Origin of the sequence: Vibrio sp. 1562, from assembly GCF_033340155.1 — a bacterium.
Classification (GTDB): Bacteria; Pseudomonadota; Gammaproteobacteria; order Enterobacterales; family Vibrionaceae; genus Vibrio; species Vibrio alginolyticus.
Genome location: NZ_JAWOVY010000002.1, coordinates 273,191 through 290,220, shown reverse-complemented (window position 1 = coordinate 290,220; position 17,030 = coordinate 273,191). Strand labels below are relative to the sequence as shown.

The following is a 17,030-nucleotide window of genomic DNA, read 5'->3' as shown; positions in this document are numbered from 1 at the left end:
AGAAAGCGCCTAACGTCTGATGACTTAGGCGCTTTTTGTTTTTATGACTCAGCCGATTAGTTTGGCTTGTGCCAGAGTTATTGATAGAAAAGCTCGGCTTTTGCTCCGACTAAATCAAGCTCGGAGCCTTGAAAATCAGCCAGATATTCAACAACAAGGTTGTACCCAACCCAATACCCCATGTATTTCGGCCAGCGGCTTTCATCGCTGCCAAGAAAGTAAGCATCGAAGTTGTAATCTAGGCTGGTCAGCTTGTCTTTCATTTCAGCGTAGAAAGGGCGCCAATCTTGATCTTTGATTTGCTCAAACAAACTCGGAGTGACGCCGCCATTCACCTTACGTTCGAAGTGACAAGCTAACCCTTCCATAATTAGTACATCACCAAGTGCAACGCCACTTTCTCCCGCTCGCATACGGAACAGGTGATGCAACTCATGCGCTAACACCGCAGCTAGTTCTTTCTCAATAACGTTTTTAATATCAGTACGTTGAGTATCAAGCAGAATCTCTACACGATAGGCACTTAAGCAATAGCCACCAATCCCCGTCTGCGGTACGTCATTGCGATCAAACGGGCTAATGGTGAGGTCAATGTTACTCAAATCAAAGTAACTAGAAAGTTGTGAGCTCAGATCATCAAGTTTCTGATGCAAATACTCAGAGATTGGAGACAGTTCTCCCGTCGCATTTAACAGGGTTACGCGATAACTCATTTATCTTCCTTGATAATGTGGGTTAAGAGCAGCGAGTTTACAGTGTAAAGAGTGAGCAGTTCTAGCGATTACATCCCTTTGAACAAACTTTGAGATGCACGACTCACCGGAAGCTTAGTTTCTCCAACGTGAACAAACATTCTTCCAGCAAAGTCTTTGTTTACTTTGCTAATTTTGCACACTTGCACAACGCTTGAACGGTGTACTTGCCAGAACTGTTCTGGGTTAAGCTGCCCTATCAACTCTTTCAACGATGTGCGAATCAAATACTCCTGCACTTTGCCTTGTCCTTGTTGGGCATACACAGAAACGTATTTTTCTTCCGCTTTGAAATACAACACATCAGACGTGGCGATCAGATGAATGTCTTCCCCTTGCGTCGCTTTGATCCACTGAAGATATTGCGGCGTTTGTGGCGCGGATAATTGCTGCAACTGCTCTAACAGGCTGCTCATCTGCACATTACTGCTTTCTTGCTCTCGCTTAGCAAGGCGTGCTTTCACTCTTTCACACGTCGTCAGGAGGCGCTCATCCGAGATAGGCTTGAGCAAATAATCGGCGGCATTTTGCTCAAAAGCTTTGATGGCGTAATCATCGTACGCTGTGACAAACACAATCAAAGGTGGATTGGCGAGTTGATTGAGTTTTTGCGCTAATGTCATACCATCCAAAACTGGCATACGAATATCGAGAAACGCAATATCAGGTTGACTTTGCTCAATGGCTTGCAACGCTTGTTCACCATCGGCGACTTTGGCTATCACCTCTAGCTCTGGCCACACTTCAGCTAGGCTTTTATCAAGATGACGCCTCAATAACGGTTCATCATCAGCAATAATGGCAGTAAACCCTGTATTCATTCCTTTCTTCCTTGATTACGATTCCATTGGCCAGCGCAAGCGAACACAAACGCCACCCTGAGCAGACTCACTGATAGAAACCTCTCCTTGACCTGCGAACAAAGCTTCAACTCGCTGCTTGAGATTACTTAGACCCACGCCAGACCCCATGTGCCCACTCACGTGATTCAAGCCAACACCTGTGTCTCTGACTTCAATCTTCAAGTTCTGTTGTTCGCGCTTAATGAGTAAGCTGACTTCGCCACCTTCTCGCTTCGGTTCAATACCATGGATGATGGCGTTTTCGATTAAAGGTTGGAGCATCATCGGCGGTAACTCGGTTCTGCCTAGTCCCTCTTCAACCTCAATCTTGTAGCTGAGTCGGTCACCCAAACGGGTTTGTTGGATGCTTAAGTAAGCCTCAAGTAACGCCGTTTCATTGTCTATGGTGGTGTGTTCTTCGCGTGAGCTTTTTAGCGTTGCTCGCAGCAGCGCGGTCAACTGTTCTAGCATCAGCTTGGCTTTATCGACATCTTGCGACATGAGCGCGCTGATATTCGCCAAGGTATTGAATAGAAAATGCGGTTCAATCTGGCTTTGCATCTGCTTAAGCTGACTCAGCAAGAGCGCACGATCTTGCTCTGCTTTCTCGCGCTTGATGGCTTCCAACTCTCGTTGAGCAACCGCCTCTTTCTCACGCGAGTAAAAATAGAAATAACACATACCGCTAAACAGTAATCCCATTAAGCCAACAGGGATCATATCGGAGATACCAAAATACTCTCCGAGCCAAAATTGCGCATTAATCACCCCAAACAATAAACAGGCAACAAGCGAACACACCACTTCTATTATACGTGGGATGGTTGGAAATAAACGGTCAATCAACCATGAGAAGAAGATAGCCGAATAGCCAAATCCAAAGCTAACCGCCACATGAATGTAAAATGGACCGCCCCAAACCGAGAGCGTCATTGCTGCGATAAAGAGACAAAATGCCGTGGTCACTAATAAGCTACGCGGCCATCCACTTTTCACCACTGATTTTGCTGAACACATTTAGAATTTCCCTTTGATGTTAAATACAATCATATGCTTATCATTGATTTGTGCGTAAGCAGATTGGTCGTCTCCGGTTAAAAAGCGTGCGGCAACTTCCACTTCTACACTTTGATCACCATTATCAATCCATTGGTAGTTAAGCCACTGCGTGATAATCACACCACCATCTTGTGGCGACAACATCACATCCAACGTAGGGGTTACATCACTTAGCCAGCCCATATCCGCTTTACCGTTCCATGCAGCCCACGCTTCCACATCCCAACTCCAGTGCAGCATTACGTTATGCTGAACGATATTGGCATGCTGAAACCCTTGGGCATAGCTTGTCGCAAGTAGAGCGCTGCTAGCCAACAGAGAGTTGTTAGGTTCAGGGATCTGAGAGAGTAATTCGCCACGCTCTATTGCTTGTTGCCATTCGCTTTTCGACCATGCTCGGCTGTCGTACCAATATTCAGCAATCACGTTGTGTCCGGCTTGGTTTGCCCAGTTCACCCCAACTAAGGCTTGGAATGCGCAGCCCTGCTCCTCAACCGAAACAGGTTGGTAGAGATCATCCTGCTGAAACTGATAGCCGACACTTTGCTTTTGCCACAGCATTGCTCCGTGCATGGCGATGGATTCATCCCACACCGCAATGGCACTGGCGCCAAGCAAACCTCGGCGCACATCATCGTAATAACCAATCAGCTGATATTCTGTGTCACCCACCAGCGCATAACGACGAATACCAATACCTTGTTGCTCTGCGGCTTGATCAAGTGCACTTTGGTTTTGTTGCCCCCAGCTTGAATCGGTCGCAATGACGGTCCACTCGCCGGCCATATCATAGTGTGAAAGTGAAAACACACCCGCCCCCTCTTCTGCGACTAAGCCAACAGGGTTTTGTCGATAAGGCTTAAACAGATCCAAATGTCGGTAGCCATAACCGACGCCCCAATCCACACGCAACTTACCTAAACTCACATCCAGAGTGGTATCACCGACTTGCCATTCCCCTAGCCAAGCCAGCTCTCTAATCAGCAACTGGTTATCAGCTTCACTCCACCAGTCACTCTCACCTTGTTGATTGAGGTACAAACCTTGGCTATACAGAGCGAACAAACCACTGAAGTTCTGATAATTCACCTGCACATCCAACAGTGCATTAAGTGAATCACGAGAACTGCTCTGCGCCTGCATAAATGCGCTATCACGCTGCTTGACCGTTTCGTAACTGACAGCCCAATCCCACTCAAAACTCAGTTCATCATTGGCAAAAGCAGGGGCTGACGCGCCCACACACAATGAGGCAGCAATCAACAAACTGGTGCTTTTGTTAAGGTTAGGCTGGTGCGATTTCATGTAACTTCCTTGCTCGTTTTCATGGTTCTATTTACGGAGTTCAGGCTAAAGCTGAGTCGTATTGGCTTTAGGCAGATAGCTTGGGTTGTAGAACTTGTTATCCAGTTGCCAAGGCACGATTTCTTGATACTCGATAACGGTCTTTTTGCTCGGCTGAATGCTATCGAGCAAGGTCATCTCACTGACGTAGTCTTCACCGTTGTCAGTTGCACGTCCGTATTGCGCTTGCTTGGCGAGTTTGCCAGAGCGCAAGTAAAGATCAGCTTTAATTGGAAACGCATCTTGCTCAGACAACCACAAGTCGATCTTCTGATAGCTCGCCCCTTTGGTTTTCGCGGTTAAAGCAAGGTGATAAGCCGCGACACTTTCCCCGTTTACCGAAACGGTTTCTGTCGCTTTCCATTCACCTTGATAATCTTGGCTCCACGTCAGCGTTGAGATGTCGCCGATAGACGCTTCACCAAGCAGCTTTTGCATTGGCGTAATGCGAATCGGACGGCGGCTCTTCGGCATTTGTAGCCAATAGTTGTCGCCCATCATCAACATCTTTTGCCCTGCTTCAACCGCCGATTTGAATACCACCAGCGATTCACGATTTGGACGCGTGTACACGTGGTAAAGGCGAGTTTTATCTAATTCTTGGTCTTGATATAAGCGCACCAGTGACACCACTTTGGAGGAATCATCTTGCAAGCGGTAGCTGTCGGCTTTTTCAATCAATTGCGCGACTTGCTGTGCATCTAACGCTGTTTCATTCGCACTGGCATTCATGCTTACAACGCCGCTTGCCGTCAGCAATGCAATTGGTAATAGTGATTTGAAATTAAACATAAATCAGTGCCTCCGTAATTGGCTTGTTCACCCCTTTGCGCGCCGAGAAAAACGCCGCAACCAAACAAATCATCAATACTGCGAATCCTGCGACAGCCACCAGCTCCCAAGAGAAGTAAATCGTTAATGGGTAACCTTCTGTGCGTCCTGGCGGTGGCGGCATTTGCACATCCACGACCATCAGTAAGACGGTAACTAACCCAGTAAACAAAGCGCCAATTAAGCTGCCAATAACCGCAAGCAACCCTGCTTCGCGCAAGAACCCAGCAATGATTTCGCGAGGGTAGCTACCAAGTGCTGACAAGGTGCCGATTTCACGGGTGCGTTCCGTGACCGACATGGTCATGGTGTTAAACAGCGCGACAAATACCACCAGTGCCATTACTGCGCCCATGATGCCGAAGATACGGTCGTACAAATCTTTCACTTTGAGATAGAAGAACGCACGTTCTTGCCAAGGCGTGATCTCAATATCTTGCTCGCCAAAGTTCTGCTTTTGCTTACTCAGAACCGAAGCCACTTGTTGCTCGACTTGGCTCGTTAAACTGGTGTCGAACAGGAAGACCGATAACGCGCTGACTTTGTCTGAGCCCAACAACGATTGTGCGCTGTTGATGTGCACGTAAAGCTGGCGTTTATCAAGCTCAGGCACGCCTGTTGAATAGATGCCACGAACTTTGAAGTCATACGCGTTCAATGCGCCGTCGGTAGTGGTCGCCAGCAAGGTAATCCAGTCGCCAACGTGCACGCTTAGGTTGTTCGCCAAATCAACACCGAGCATCACTTCTGGCTCCGCTGGGTCATAACGCGATGCATGAATGTTGGACAGCGTCTGCCCTTCGCGCACATCCAAAAACGGTCCTTTCATATCGAATTCACGTTCGTTCACGCCAATGCCAATAAAGATAGATGATTTGTTACCGTTGGAAATCAAACCACTGAACTCAACTCGTGGTTGCACACCTCGCACTTCATTCAACCCAATCAATTGCTTGGTAATGTCGTCTGCATGAGTTAAACCGTTACTCAGTGGCATCTCTTCTTCTTTGGCGAAGTAACCCGGTGTGGTTAACGTCAGATGCCCCGTGTCACGCGCTGTCGACTCTTTCAAACTGTCGTAGGTGTACAGACCAAAACCGCCCGCACTGGTTAACGCAAACACGGCAATGGCAATGATCAACATCGACAACAAACTGCGACGGCGATTGCGTTGCAGGTTCAACCAAGCAAGGCGAACCGAAACGGGAATTAGCTTGCCCATGAAACCTCCTCCACACTTGCGTGCGTTTGGGTGATTTTGCCATCCACCAACTCAATGGTTCGATCGCAGCGAGATGCCATACGAGGGTCGTGTGTGGCGACGATAAAAGTGGTGCCAAGCTCGTGTCCGAGCCCTTTCATGATATCGATGACCTTATTGGCAGTTTGGCTATCAAGGCTTGCAGTGGGTTCATCGGCAATCACCAACGCCGGTTTGTGTACTAACGCACGAGCAATTGCCACACGCTGCTGCTGACCTCCCGACAAGTTATCGGGCATGTGATGAATAAACTCGCCCAAGCCAACGTGTTCTAGCATTTGTGTGGCGAGCTCGGTTTGTTCTGCTTTTGAAAAGCCGTTGAGATGCAGCGGATACGCCACGTTCTCTAGCGCCGTCATCACGGGCACAAGATTGAATTTTTGGAACACAAAGCCAAGCTTTTCGCGGCGCATTTTCGCCGCTTGCATTTGTCCGGTTGGGTATGGGCTGCCTGCAAATGTCACCTGACCTTGGTATTGAGTATCCAGCATGCCAAGCACGTTAAGTAAGGTGCTTTTGCCTGAGCCAGACGGTCCGCATAATGCCACCATTTCGCCGGAAAACACTTCACCAGACACGTCTCGCAATGCACGTACCGTTTGGCTACCAAGGGCGTAATCACGGCTAAGTTGATTAAATACGATCATGGCGCCTCCCTAATATTTCGCTAACAACGCTTTTGCGGTTTGCGTTTCTAGATTGCTATCACCTAACTGCTCCATTTGCGCCAACCATGTTTTGGCTTGTTGAACATCTTCAGCTCTTAGTGCTGCTTCAATGGCGTAGCGATAAATCCAAGACGTTGCGGCGAAAGGTTGCTGACTAAAACTCGGTTCATCGAGCAGAGAAAGGTACAGCTCGTAGCCACGCTCAAAGTGATTGAACATGTCTGGCAGAGAGGTAAACGTAGTAGCTGCCATGGCGGTGGCTAATTGGTATTCCGGCAAGCCTTGTAAGCGCTGTTGCTCTTGCAGTGGAACTGGCTGATTCGCCATTAAATCCAAACCTTTTTGGATAGTGGCAAGACCGCGCTCGGTGAACTTCATCTTGTTCCAAGGCATAAACGCCTCACGACCTTGCAACGTCTCCGCACTGCCCAAGTAAACCAAGGTCACCGGCGTTGCGCCTTGCTCTTCGAGTTGTTTGGATAATTCGCCGTAAACGGTATCAACTAAGCCAGAGTCACCTTGCGCTGCTTGGTTGAATTGACTGAGTGTGCGCTCACTTGGATTAGCCAGAGCCAGATTGCTGCTAAGTGCAAATGCGGCGATAAACGTACTTGCCAGTTTAAGAGCTTTGATTGAGCGAGATTGAGAAACCATCATGTACTGTCCTTAGTTGAACGTGATTTGATGGTTTCAGATTAAGGGAGAAGGTCGCACGCTGCTTTTGCATGCGACCAATGGCAGTTATGCAGAGTGAATGGTATTGAGAGAGGATGAATGACATTCACTTAAACAGAAAATACAATTCCGCTCATTCGTAACGCTACATTTTTACGGCAGTCACAATAAAAACACTAGCTTAAAATCTGAGGCTAGTGTATTTATCCATCTCACAACTACCCATAACAGACAGTGTCGCACTCTCCTTTCTTACACACCTTTGCATGGTGTCTGTTGTTTCCGAATCGAGATTCTTAGCATCGGAATAGTTTGAACTCTTCGAGTTTTAGTTGTTTTCGCACTCAAAATAGGTGCGTTATTAGGTCGTTGAAAATGAATAAGCGTTATTTCCCAAGAGTTGATTTGCCACTGCTAATGGCGATCATTCCGATCATGCTGTTAAGTTCGCTCACTCTCTGGAGTGCCAGTAGCTTTAATGAGGCGATGCTCTTCAAACATTTGGCGCGCTGCGGACTGACATTAGTTTGTATCTTGGTCATGTCCTCGATTCCAGCGTCCAGCTATCAGCGCTCAGCTCCATATCTCTACATTATTGCGGTTGCTCTGCTACTTGCTGTCGCTTTATTTGGTGATAGCACCAATGGCTCTCAACGTTGGCTCGATATCGGCTTCTTCCGCTTTCAACCGTCTGAGCTAATCAAACTTTCCATTCCAATCATGATCGCCTGGATGCTGCATATTGAAGGAGGTCGACCAGACAGTCGGAAAATTGCGTTTTGCTTACTTATTACAATGATTCCTGCTGGGTTAATCGCGCTACAACCGGACTTAGACGGTGCAGTTTTTACCATCATTTATGCATTGTTCGTTTTGTTTTTGGCTGGCATGAGCTGGAAAATAATCTGCGGGTTTATTGCGAGCATTTTAACGTTAACACCTATTTTATGGTTCTTCGTTATGGAAACCTATCAAAAGAGCCGTGTAACACAGTTCTTGCACCCTGAGTCCGATCCACTGGGTTCGGGCTACCAAATCATCCAATCTTTGATTGCGATTGGCTCAGGCGGTATGAAAGGCAAAGGTTGGATGAATGCAACGCAGGGAACACTTGGCTTTATTCCAGAAAGTCATACGGACTTTATTTTTTCGACCTATGCGGAAGAATGGGGCTTTGTTGGCAGTTTAGTCTTACTCGCATTGTACTTGTTTATTACTGCACGCGTTATGTTGCTTGCATGTCAGTCTGACCACTTTTTTAGTCGGCTGGTAAGTGGCGCATTAGCGATGAGCTTTTTTCTGTATACTTTTATCAATACGGGCATGGTGAGTGGCTTGTTGCCAGTAATGGGTAGCCCACTTCCCTTCTTTAGCTATGGCGGCACGGCGATGCTAACTCAAGGTATCTGTTTTGGTGTAATCATGTCGCTGTGTTATTCCAAATATCGTAACGCATAGCTCTGCTTGAGAAAAAGCGATCAAAAAAAGGCTTCCCTGAGGAAGCCTTTTTACAACGATATAAGCGAATTAATTACAGCTCTGCGTTGTGGTAAACCTGCTGAACATCATCACAGTCATCTAGAAGATCTAGGAATTTCTGGAACTTCTCAGCATCTTCACCCGATACAGGCGTATGAGTTTGCGGAACGAATGTGATTTCTTCAACATCGATCGTTAGATCTGGGAATGCACCGTTAAGCGCAGTTTTTGTTTTGAAGAATTCAGTGTGAGGTGCGAATACAGTGATAACACCGTCTTCTAGCTCAACGTCAGTAACGTCTACGTCTTCCATCATTAGCGTTTCTAGGATGATTTCATCATCGTCGCCTTTGAACTGGAATACCGCTTGGTGGTCGAACATGTGAGAAACCGAGCCCTCAACACCAATTTTCGCACCGACTTTCACAAAGCATTGGCGTACATCTTGGAAAGTACGGTTGCCGTTGTCTGTTAGACAGTCAACGATAACGCTAGTACCGCCAGGGCCGAAGCCTTCGTAACGTGCAGGAGTGTAGTCTTCACCACCGCCACCGTTCGCTTTGTCGATCGCTTTATCGATAACGTGCGCAGGAACTTGGTCTTTTTTCGCTTTTGCGATCAGGTGTTTCAAAGACAAGTTCATGTCTGGATCACCACCACCGTTTTTCGCGCACATGTAAATTTCTTTACCGTATTTGGAATAAACTTTAATTTTCGCGCCTGCAGTTTTCGCCATAGAGGCTTTGCGCACTTCAAAACTTCTTCCCATCGGGATGTCTCTCTAAATTCAAATTTAATGCGAAGGATTTTAGCAAAAAGCGAAACCTTTTCAATTTCGCTTAGCAAAGGAATAGGGAGGTTACCTCATTCGTCACATTGGATTGAACCATTGCCACGGTTCGCGTTAAGCGACACCCATTACTCGTTTGTACTTTTCGACCGATTGCTGAAAAAACGCCTTTTCATCAGCATCGTTAATCTTGGACAACTGTTCTTCTATTGCTTCAGGACCAGATTTGGCCTCTCTGAGCTTCCAAACCAAAAACGACGCCTGCTTATCCAGTTCGATTTTGTTTTTTTCGTCAGGCGGCAATAGGGATAGATTAAACGACATTCACAGCCTCAAGGTACTTTAAATACTAGCCGGGCACTATATCACACAGAGTTACAATTACAGAATAGAAACGCACTTAACTTGATCGATTTCAAGTTAACTATTTAGGCACAGCGCTGATTTTCAGTGCTTTTGGCAAATGCTGTTCGAATATTTGTTGTAATCGAGTCTTGGTAACGGGTTTAGCCACGAACTCGTTCATCCCAACATCGAAGCAATGTTGCTGATCCTCTTTAATGACATTGGCACTTAGCGCAATAATTGGAACGTGTTTCCCCCACTCTCCCATTTTTCGAATTCGCTCCGTAGCAATAAACCCATCCATCACAGGCATTTGGCAGTCCATAAAAATCAAATCGAAAGGCTGCTGATCACACAGCTGCAATGCTTCTTCGCCATGGTTGGCAACACTCACTCGCACACCCAGTTTTTCTAACATGATGCGAACTACCTTCTGATTGACGATGGTATCTTCAACAACCAATACCCAAGGTTTATCATTATCTTGAGGGCTGATTTCGTTGTCTTCCGCTTTCGGGAAATCTAATACATTAAGTTGGTCGGTATAGGTCGATTGCGCATTTATTACAGCAACAGGAATCGAAAATTCAAAACAGCTTCCCAGCCCAAGCTCACTTGTTAGTTGTATTTCCCCTCCCATCAAGTTAACCAACTGTGCAGCTATCGCCAAACCAAGCCCTGTCCCACCATACTTTCTGGTGGTACTACCATCAGCTTGTTGGAAGCGTTCGAAGATTGCTTGTTGGTGCTCTTTCGCAATACCAATACCAGAATCCACAACCCGAAACCGGATATGAGCGGTCTCTCCATCAAGTCGAGATAACGCTACAAGAAGCTTCACATGGCCGCGCTCGGTAAATTTAATCGCGTTGCTCAACAAATTGTTCAGAACTTGTTTCAATCGTGTGGCATCACCTTGCACTTCCATTGGCAAGTGAGGATCAATATCGCTGAGCAGCTGTAAGTTTTTCTGCTTGGCTTTGACACTATGTAAACTGATGACATCGTCAAGTAGCTCGCGAAGATCATAGCTCGTGTATTCCAGCTCTACTTTGCCAGCTTCAACTTTAGAGAAGTCCAAAATGTCGTCGATGATCGTCATTAGTGAGTGAGAAGAACTGTCAATGATCTCTACAAACTCTTTTTGCTGGGGATCGAGGTCGGTGTCATTGAGCAACGACGACACACCAATAATGCCATTCATCGGTGTGCGGATCTCATGACTCATAGTGGCAAGAAACTCACTTTTCTTACGATTAGCGACTTCTGCCCTATCGCGTTCAGCCTCTAACTCAGTCTGGTGCTCTTTCACTTTCTCAACACTTCGGTTGTATTTCTCTGCCAAAACACTCACTTCATCAAAGCACCATCGTTTAGGGAGAGTCACTTTACTCGGCACTGTACCGCCACGAAAATCGCTCACCGCACCAGACAGCAATTGTAACGGATTGACCAACAAGCGAAACGCCACCCAAAGAACACCAATGATGAGAACAAGAATTTTGATCGCTTCTGTCGTAAGTAGAAAAAAGAACTGCTGCCAAAGATCTTCATATATCGCGCTAAGATCCGATTGAACCGTTAATATCGCGAGATCATACGTTTTATCGCCGACCCGATACTGCATCGGCCAGCTTCTCTCGACAACATCCTCAGAAAGCGCCGAACCTAATTCAATGATAACTTCGTCTTCACTAGCAATACGTAAGTAGTCCACCGAGGGCATACGCATTGCACCTTGAGCTTGTGTCAGCAACAGCTCCCTATCCTCTACCCACAAACTCGCAGAAAAGCTCGATAAATAGCTAGACTCAACCTGCTTTAATTCAACATCTAAATGGGCTAAATCTTCGTGAAAAACTCGATATAAGCTCACTGTAGAAATGATGACCGTAAAGATTAAACTCAACGTTAATACCGCCAACATAAGTTGGTTGCCGATACTAAAACGACGTTGAGATCGCTCTTTTTCATCCATATGAAACCGCTCCGATAAACTTGCGCTACTCTAAATATAGCTACGCACAAATAATAATCGAGGATACGATGAAAAGACTTCTACTTAGATTGGCTTTTAGCTTAATTGTTGTAAGTTCTCATGTGACCGCAAATCAAGTGAACTATTACGTCATTGCTGAACAAGCTCGACCATTTCAAATTGAACAACAGGGACAAATGCACTCCGGAATTGTGACCGATATCGTCAGCGCTATCTTCGCGGAGTCGGATTACCAAGTGAATTATCACACTTATCCATTTAAGCGCATGATTTCCATATTGGAAGAAGGCGCTGAGCCAAACTGGTTAACTTATGGCAGCCCGAACTGGGGCAAGGTGCAATCGGAAAATTTATCTGAGGAGCCCATTTACACTGTAAAACATGTACTGGTGTCGAGTAGCGAGAAGCCTTTAGAATTCAAAAATATGGATACGATGCATGGTCGTTCTATTGTATTACTGCTGGGGTTTGATTATCCAAATTTAACACCGTTCTTTGAAAATGGCAGTGTCAATGAAATGCGTGTGAAAGACTACAACGCCGCATACCGAGTGATAAGCCGAACCCCTGGAGATACAGCTTTTGTCGAGATGGAATCCCGAGTCCTTTACAACTTAAAGCGACTCAATTTGCCGTTAGAGAATTTTCAGATACAGCCTTTCAGCTCGGTTATTCCTGACTACTCAATCTACCTGGCTTTTTCACCTCAAATGCAACCAGAAACTCAAAATTACATCAATACACGACTCGTTGAATTAAAAGCCTCAGGGGAAATTGATGAAATCATTCAAAAGTATCAATGAATCAACTCATTAACAAAAACGCCAACGATGATACGTTGGCGTTTTTGTTTCTGGGAAATCTGTAGCACTTACTTAGTGTGGTTAACAAACTTAGGATCAAACATGTGCCCCAATTTACTCGCCTTGGTTTGCAGGTAATGTTGATTACTTGGGTTATTCCCTTCTTGTAATGGCACTCGTTCAATGACGTTAATATCAACCGCTTTTAAGGCGGCGAGCTTGCGTGGGTTATTCGTCATTAGACGCACAGCGTCAATCCCCAAATGCTCTAGCATTCCTTTACAGAACGCGTAATCACGCATATCAGCGGCAAAACCTAAACGCTCATTTGCTTCCACGGTATCTGCGCCATCATCTTGTAGGTGATAGGCACGAATTTTATTAATCAAGCCGATTCCACGCCCTTCTTGACGTAAATAAAGCAGCACGCCACATCCCTCTTTGACGATGTTTTGTAGCGCTCTATTAAGCTGAAAACCACAGTCACAACGCGTGCTAAATAGAGCATCTCCGGTAAGACACTCCGAATGCAACCGAATAAGTGGTGCTGCACTTTTTGTTGGCTCGCCATAGACCAGAGCAAGATGCTCTTTATTTGTCGCGGCTTCAATAAAGCCGTACATCATAAATGTGCCCCACTGGGTGGGCAATTTGGCTTTATCGATAAACTTCACGAGATTGTAAGGCTCAACATGTCTCAGCTCTGCTCGAACATTCATCAGAATCTCTCCTAGATGATTTTCTCCTTTACCATCTCCCCCGTCTCCCCAAAAGGCATCTTTATGAGAATGCTCTGTTAGGCAAGCATTACCCGTTCTCATTAATTGCTGCGCTAATGGTGGATTTTGTAGAAACTTTTCCCTAACGATGAAAGCCATAACAGCCAACTTTATATCGTCCCAATCGCTTCTGACAAAGTGTTCGTATTTACGGCTTAAAGCAAACGCTTCATCAGGGGTGCTTGCGTGCTGAATTTTACTTTGCAACTGAGCATCGAGAAACTTTTGGGCTTGGTAATAATGTTCGCTGGTGGGCCAAGTTTGGGAGGAGATATTGACTGGGGCATGGCAAAAATTTGAGAGAAAACCGTGGGGTTCATCGGGCTCATAAAAAAGGATTTGATCAACCATACTTGCGCTCCTTGCTTTGTGGTTGCGATAATCAACAAAAAGCATATCGCTACTGATATATCTAGTAACACAAGGTCAGATTGTCAAACTTCTTCGGGACGGGACGTGAGTGTGAAACTCGTGCTTTTGAGGCGCAAGACAGATAAATGGAGGGTTTGAATAAGAGAGTAATAGAGTGAAAAAATAAAAAGGGCAGTCCGTCGACTACCCTATGGGTTGCTAAACCAACCTGAGGCGATCAGTGTATCAAGCCAAGCTCCCTTGCTTCTTCAATGGTCAACCCACTTTCACGGATCTCACGTAACGCTTCAATGCGTCTTCTGGCTTCTGCTGATTTCACTGTTTTCTCTGGCTTCACAACGGTTTCCTCATCAGGTAATTCCCATTTGTGAGCGATGTTGGTCATCTCGTCATGGTCGATAGAATTAATGGACATATTTCCTCCGAACACACCATGTTTTCGATGCGTAATCTATAGCAAAACCGGAACAAGGTGGTAAGAAAAACTGTAGGGAAATGTGACCCCTCCCGCCCTTTCGTTAACTCCTTAATAGATTCATCATTTAAGTTTTGCCAAGGGACAAATTTACGATTAAATTTGAGTAATTCCCCCTACGAAAAGTGTGCTGATCTAGCTCTCAATTCTGCTCTTCTTTAGTTTTATCAACGACGCATTACACCACTTCCTGTTTCACCTAACTTTCGAGTCACTTCACTGATTCATAGTTTGATACTTTCTAAAAACCGCCACACCTGATAATGATAATAATTATCTTTTAGATTGGTAAGGTGTTTATATGGATGGTATTAACTTAAGTCATGCATACCACAATGACCCGGTCATCCAGATCCGAGATTTGTGCGTCGATTACATCACTGATAATGGTGATTTTAATGCGGTAAAGTCCGTCAGCTTTGATATCGGCAAAGGCGAAGTATTTGGTCTTGCCGGTGAATCTGGATGTGGTAAAAGCACAATCGCATTCTCAATAAATCGTCTTCATAAGCCGCCAGCGTTCATTTCTGGCGGTAAAATATGGTTTGATGGCAAAGATATCCTTAGTATCTCAGACTCTGAACTGACCGCTCTAAGGTGGAGTGAAATCGCCATGGTGTTCCAGAGCGCGATGAACTCACTCAACCCTGTCTTAACGATACAAGAGCAATTTGCAGATGTGTTACGACACCATCAAGGCCTCACTAACGCTCAAGCAAAAGATAGAGCAGAAAAGTTGTTGGACTTGGTCAATATTCCTCGAGAACGCTTAGCAGAATATCCTCATCAATTTTCAGGAGGAATGCGTCAGCGGTTGGTGATAGCCATTGCTTTGTCTCTAAATCCAAAACTGATCATTATGGATGAACCCACAACAGCATTAGATGTAGTGGTACAGAGAGAAATTTTACAGCAAATTTATCAGCTTAGAGATGAGTTCGGTTTTTCAGTCCTCTTTATCACTCATGACCTGGCACTCATGAGCCAACTATGTGATCGAATTGCAATCATGCGTCACGGAGAAATCGTCGAAGTCAATCGAGCATACGATATACGCAATCAGCCTCAACACCCCTACACGCAAAAGCTATGGGCTTCTTTCCCAAACATCCATGACGTCCAAAAACAACCAGAGTTACAAGGAGCGTAACCATGAGCCAGCCTATCATCCAAATGAAAAATGTGATTAAAGAATTCAAAGTGGGCGGTGGTTTAGCGACAGAGGAAACCTTTCGTGCGCTTCAAGGAGTGACTTTTGATCTGTACGCAGGAAAAACCTTGGCTTTGGTTGGAGAGTCAGGCTGCGGTAAGAGTACTTGCGCTCGTTTAATAACCAAAGTCTATCCAGCAACGCAAGGCGAGATCCTTTTCAATGGCACTGACATAAATGAGATCACGTCACGATCGGCTCTACAAGAATATCGCAGTAAAGTACAAATGGTGTTTCAAGATCCGTTTGGCTCTCTCAATCCAACTCATACCATTCGCCATCACCTAACACGTCCTTTAAAAATTCATAAACAAGTCAAAAACGAGCGCGACATCCCAGCCCGCTTGGAAGAGCTTCTAAAGCTGGTGGAACTACCTGAAGAGACATTGAGTAAGTTCCCTCACGAACTCAGTGGTGGGCAACGTCAGCGAGTAAACTTAGCAAGGGCTCTAGCGGTAGGTTCGCAAATCATTCTTGCGGATGAGCCTACGTCTATGCTGGATGTTTCTATTCGCTTGGGAGTGTTGAATTTAATGCAACGAATGAAGCAAGAACTGGGAATTGGTTTTTTATACATCACTCATGATCTGGCGACTGCGCACTACATAGCGGAAGAAACCGCAGTAATGTACAAAGGGCAAATCGTTGAATGGGGCGACACTCATTCAATACTTAAGAATCCGCAGCATCCTTATACTAAGCTGTTGATTTCTGCTGTTCCTGATCCTGACTTACCTTTTGGTAACTTAGTGAAAAATGAGCCAAACTATTCGATAGATGCCGATGAAATTCGTCAACGTAGCAGCATAATTGTCGACGAATTTGATCAAATAGGGCCAAATCACTATGTAAAACAATGGACTGAGGCAGCGTAATGGATTTGAGTACTTGGCAAGATCAAATCGCCATGTGGTACGAACAGCGGAAACATGATCAAGTAGAAAAATTAGAAACGATCTTATATCAGGTGCCTGATGACGTGTTTGGACCCGAATTGAGTGATCTTCAAAGTAAAGCGATTGCTTGCTGGTTGGATGGATGTTTACGCGTGTTTCAACATGCAAGCTACCAAGACCCTCAGAAAGCATATCAAACCTTGCTTTATACGAGTGCAAAGCTTGAACAAGCAGCATGCCAAGTCTCGACTGATATTCTGATCAAAGATTGGTGTTTGAGACGACTTCAGCATCTCACCGTTGTGGCGTTAGAGTTTTGTAATCGGCAGTGTGATCAAAACAAGTGGCAGGAACAAGCCCATAGCTTAATCGAATCACATGTTGCGTTGATGCGTTCATTACACTGGAATGAATCCAAGAAGCATGATCAAGGTTTACCTCATTAGTCCG

General features: G+C 45.5%; 18 protein-coding genes. 5 read left to right on the top strand and 13 right to left on the bottom strand.

Annotated features, from left to right (window positions below):
* Window positions 1–77: 77 nt before the first annotated feature.
* The 8 genes from R7Z49_RS03035 to R7Z49_RS03000 all read right to left on the bottom strand — a co-directional run bounded on the left by R7Z49_RS03035 (window position 78) and on the right by R7Z49_RS03000 (window position 7,414).
* Complete coding sequence (locus R7Z49_RS03035) at window positions 78–713, bottom strand: DUF2268 domain-containing putative Zn-dependent protease (RefSeq protein ID WP_115386890.1); 636 nt, start codon at window positions 711–713, stop codon at window positions 78–80.
* 68 nt (window positions 714–781) lie between these two features.
* A complete protein-coding gene (locus R7Z49_RS03030) occupies window positions 782–1,573 on the bottom strand; it encodes a LytR/AlgR family response regulator transcription factor (RefSeq protein ID WP_053303980.1) in 792 nt (263 codons plus the stop codon).
* A 15-nt stretch (window positions 1,574–1,588) separates the two neighbouring features.
* Window positions 1,589–2,611 (bottom strand): sensor histidine kinase, encoded by a 1,023-nt coding sequence (locus R7Z49_RS03025; RefSeq protein WP_258490009.1) that lies wholly within the window; start codon window positions 2,609–2,611, stop codon window positions 1,589–1,591.
* Window positions 2,612–3,958, bottom strand: a complete 1,347-nt coding sequence (locus R7Z49_RS03020) for a hypothetical protein (RefSeq protein WP_318111315.1) — start codon at window positions 3,956–3,958, stop codon at window positions 2,612–2,614.
* Window positions 3,959–4,003: 45 nt separating this feature from the next.
* On the bottom strand, window positions 4,004–4,789 hold the full coding sequence (locus R7Z49_RS03015; protein WP_191116174.1) for an outer membrane lipoprotein-sorting protein: 786 nt from the start codon (window positions 4,787–4,789) through the stop codon (window positions 4,004–4,006).
* The gene (locus R7Z49_RS03010) at window positions 4,782–6,050 is read right to left on the bottom strand and encodes an ABC transporter permease (protein WP_258490011.1); all 1,269 of its coding nucleotides are present in this window, start codon (window positions 6,048–6,050) and stop codon (window positions 4,782–4,784) included. The genes R7Z49_RS03015 and R7Z49_RS03010 overlap by 8 nt, the downstream gene beginning before the upstream one ends.
* Window positions 6,038–6,736: an ABC transporter ATP-binding protein gene (locus tag R7Z49_RS03005; protein WP_005383201.1), complete on the bottom strand. Its 699-nt coding sequence runs from the start codon at window positions 6,734–6,736 to the stop codon at window positions 6,038–6,040. Before R7Z49_RS03005 ends, R7Z49_RS03010 begins: the two co-directional genes overlap by 13 nt.
* A gap of 9 nt (window positions 6,737–6,745) precedes the next feature.
* Window positions 6,746–7,414: a hypothetical protein gene (locus R7Z49_RS03000; protein WP_017189795.1), complete on the bottom strand. Its 669-nt coding sequence runs from the start codon at window positions 7,412–7,414 to the stop codon at window positions 6,746–6,748.
* 393 nt (window positions 7,415–7,807) lie between these two features.
* Between R7Z49_RS03000 and rodA the strand changes: the two genes are divergently transcribed.
* Window positions 7,808–8,890, top strand: coding sequence for a rod shape-determining protein RodA (gene rodA, locus R7Z49_RS02995; protein ID WP_318111314.1), 1,083 nt, complete (start codon window positions 7,808–7,810; stop codon window positions 8,888–8,890).
* Window positions 8,891–8,963: 73 nt separating this feature from the next.
* Here rodA and R7Z49_RS02990 read toward each other — a convergent pair whose 3' ends face one another.
* The 3 genes from R7Z49_RS02990 to R7Z49_RS02980 all read right to left on the bottom strand — a co-directional run bounded on the left by R7Z49_RS02990 (window position 8,964) and on the right by R7Z49_RS02980 (window position 12,024).
* Window positions 8,964–9,680, bottom strand: coding sequence for a YebC/PmpR family DNA-binding transcriptional regulator (locus R7Z49_RS02990; protein WP_005374482.1), 717 nt, complete (start codon window positions 9,678–9,680; stop codon window positions 8,964–8,966).
* Window positions 9,681–9,815: 135 nt separating this feature from the next.
* The gene (locus tag R7Z49_RS02985) at window positions 9,816–10,025 is read right to left on the bottom strand and encodes a DUF3283 family protein (protein ID WP_005374484.1); all 210 of its coding nucleotides are present in this window, start codon (window positions 10,023–10,025) and stop codon (window positions 9,816–9,818) included.
* Between the two features lie 100 nt (window positions 10,026–10,125).
* Window positions 10,126–12,024, bottom strand: a complete 1,899-nt coding sequence (locus tag R7Z49_RS02980; RefSeq protein ID WP_017633805.1) for an ATP-binding protein — start codon at window positions 12,022–12,024, stop codon at window positions 10,126–10,128.
* A 68-nt stretch (window positions 12,025–12,092) separates the two neighbouring features.
* Between R7Z49_RS02980 and R7Z49_RS02975 the strand changes: the two genes are divergently transcribed.
* A complete protein-coding gene (locus tag R7Z49_RS02975; protein WP_005374490.1) occupies window positions 12,093–12,848 on the top strand; it encodes a substrate-binding periplasmic protein in 756 nt (251 codons plus the stop codon).
* A 68-nt stretch (window positions 12,849–12,916) separates the two neighbouring features.
* Here the strand turns inward: R7Z49_RS02975 and ribA are convergent, their stop codons facing one another.
* Together ribA and R7Z49_RS02965 are read right to left on the bottom strand one after the other, a co-directional pair.
* Complete coding sequence (gene ribA, locus R7Z49_RS02970; RefSeq protein WP_017635221.1) at window positions 12,917–13,978, bottom strand: GTP cyclohydrolase II; 1,062 nt, start codon at window positions 13,976–13,978, stop codon at window positions 12,917–12,919.
* Window positions 13,979–14,216: 238 nt separating this feature from the next.
* Complete coding sequence (locus R7Z49_RS02965) at window positions 14,217–14,414, bottom strand: PA3496 family putative envelope integrity protein (RefSeq protein WP_005374493.1); 198 nt, start codon at window positions 14,412–14,414, stop codon at window positions 14,217–14,219.
* Between the two features lie 361 nt (window positions 14,415–14,775).
* Here R7Z49_RS02965 and R7Z49_RS02960 point away from each other — a divergent pair, with 361 nt between their 5' ends.
* Genes R7Z49_RS02960 through R7Z49_RS02950 form a run of 3 tightly spaced genes read left to right on the top strand, consistent with a single transcriptional unit; the run spans window position 14,776 to window position 17,026 of the window.
* On the top strand, window positions 14,776–15,624 hold the full coding sequence (locus R7Z49_RS02960) for an ABC transporter ATP-binding protein (RefSeq protein ID WP_186585558.1): 849 nt from the start codon (window positions 14,776–14,778) through the stop codon (window positions 15,622–15,624).
* A gap of 2 nt (window positions 15,625–15,626) precedes the next feature.
* The gene (locus R7Z49_RS02955) at window positions 15,627–16,559 is read left to right on the top strand and encodes an ATP-binding cassette domain-containing protein (RefSeq protein ID WP_318111313.1); all 933 of its coding nucleotides are present in this window, start codon (window positions 15,627–15,629) and stop codon (window positions 16,557–16,559) included.
* Window positions 16,559–17,026 carry a transcriptional regulator gene (locus R7Z49_RS02950; protein ID WP_186585560.1) on the top strand — a complete coding sequence of 156 codons (468 nt, stop codon included), beginning with the start codon at window positions 16,559–16,561 and terminating at the stop codon, window positions 17,024–17,026. The genes R7Z49_RS02955 and R7Z49_RS02950 overlap by 1 nt, the downstream gene beginning before the upstream one ends.
* Window positions 17,027–17,030 lie beyond the last annotated feature (4 nt).

What these genes read in the sequence shown, in the direction of transcription:
- R7Z49_RS03035 (WP_115386890.1), bottom strand. Translation starts at nt 713, where the DNA reads ATGAGTTATCGCGTAACCCTGTTAAATGCGACGGGAGAACTGTCTCCA.
- R7Z49_RS03030 (WP_053303980.1), bottom strand. Translation starts at nt 1,573, where the DNA reads ATGAATACAGGGTTTACTGCCATTATTGCTGATGATGAACCGTTATTG.
- R7Z49_RS03025 (WP_258490009.1), bottom strand. Translation starts at nt 2,611, where the DNA reads ATGTGTTCAGCAAAATCAGTGGTGAAAAGTGGATGGCCGCGTAGCTTA.
- R7Z49_RS03020 (WP_318111315.1), bottom strand. Translation starts at nt 3,958, where the DNA reads ATGAAATCGCACCAGCCTAACCTTAACAAAAGCACCAGTTTGTTGATT.
- R7Z49_RS03015 (WP_191116174.1), bottom strand. Translation starts at nt 4,789, where the DNA reads ATGTTTAATTTCAAATCACTATTACCAATTGCATTGCTGACGGCAAGC.
- R7Z49_RS03010 (WP_258490011.1), bottom strand. Translation starts at nt 6,050, where the DNA reads ATGGGCAAGCTAATTCCCGTTTCGGTTCGCCTTGCTTGGTTGAACCTG.
- R7Z49_RS03005 (WP_005383201.1), bottom strand. Translation starts at nt 6,736, where the DNA reads ATGATCGTATTTAATCAACTTAGCCGTGATTACGCCCTTGGTAGCCAA.
- R7Z49_RS03000 (WP_017189795.1), bottom strand. Translation starts at nt 7,414, where the DNA reads ATGATGGTTTCTCAATCTCGCTCAATCAAAGCTCTTAAACTGGCAAGT.
- rodA (WP_318111314.1), top strand. Translation starts at nt 7,808, where the DNA reads ATGAATAAGCGTTATTTCCCAAGAGTTGATTTGCCACTGCTAATGGCG.
- R7Z49_RS02990 (WP_005374482.1), bottom strand. Translation starts at nt 9,680, where the DNA reads ATGGGAAGAAGTTTTGAAGTGCGCAAAGCCTCTATGGCGAAAACTGCA.
- R7Z49_RS02985 (WP_005374484.1), bottom strand. Translation starts at nt 10,025, where the DNA reads ATGTCGTTTAATCTATCCCTATTGCCGCCTGACGAAAAAAACAAAATC.
- R7Z49_RS02980 (WP_017633805.1), bottom strand. Translation starts at nt 12,024, where the DNA reads ATGGATGAAAAAGAGCGATCTCAACGTCGTTTTAGTATCGGCAACCAA.
- R7Z49_RS02975 (WP_005374490.1), top strand. Translation starts at nt 12,093, where the DNA reads ATGAAAAGACTTCTACTTAGATTGGCTTTTAGCTTAATTGTTGTAAGT.
- ribA (WP_017635221.1), bottom strand. Translation starts at nt 13,978, where the DNA reads ATGGTTGATCAAATCCTTTTTTATGAGCCCGATGAACCCCACGGTTTT.
- R7Z49_RS02965 (WP_005374493.1), bottom strand. Translation starts at nt 14,414, where the DNA reads ATGTCCATTAATTCTATCGACCATGACGAGATGACCAACATCGCTCAC.
- R7Z49_RS02960 (WP_186585558.1), top strand. Translation starts at nt 14,776, where the DNA reads ATGGATGGTATTAACTTAAGTCATGCATACCACAATGACCCGGTCATC.
- R7Z49_RS02955 (WP_318111313.1), top strand. Translation starts at nt 15,627, where the DNA reads ATGAGCCAGCCTATCATCCAAATGAAAAATGTGATTAAAGAATTCAAA.
- R7Z49_RS02950 (WP_186585560.1), top strand. Translation starts at nt 16,559, where the DNA reads ATGGATTTGAGTACTTGGCAAGATCAAATCGCCATGTGGTACGAACAG.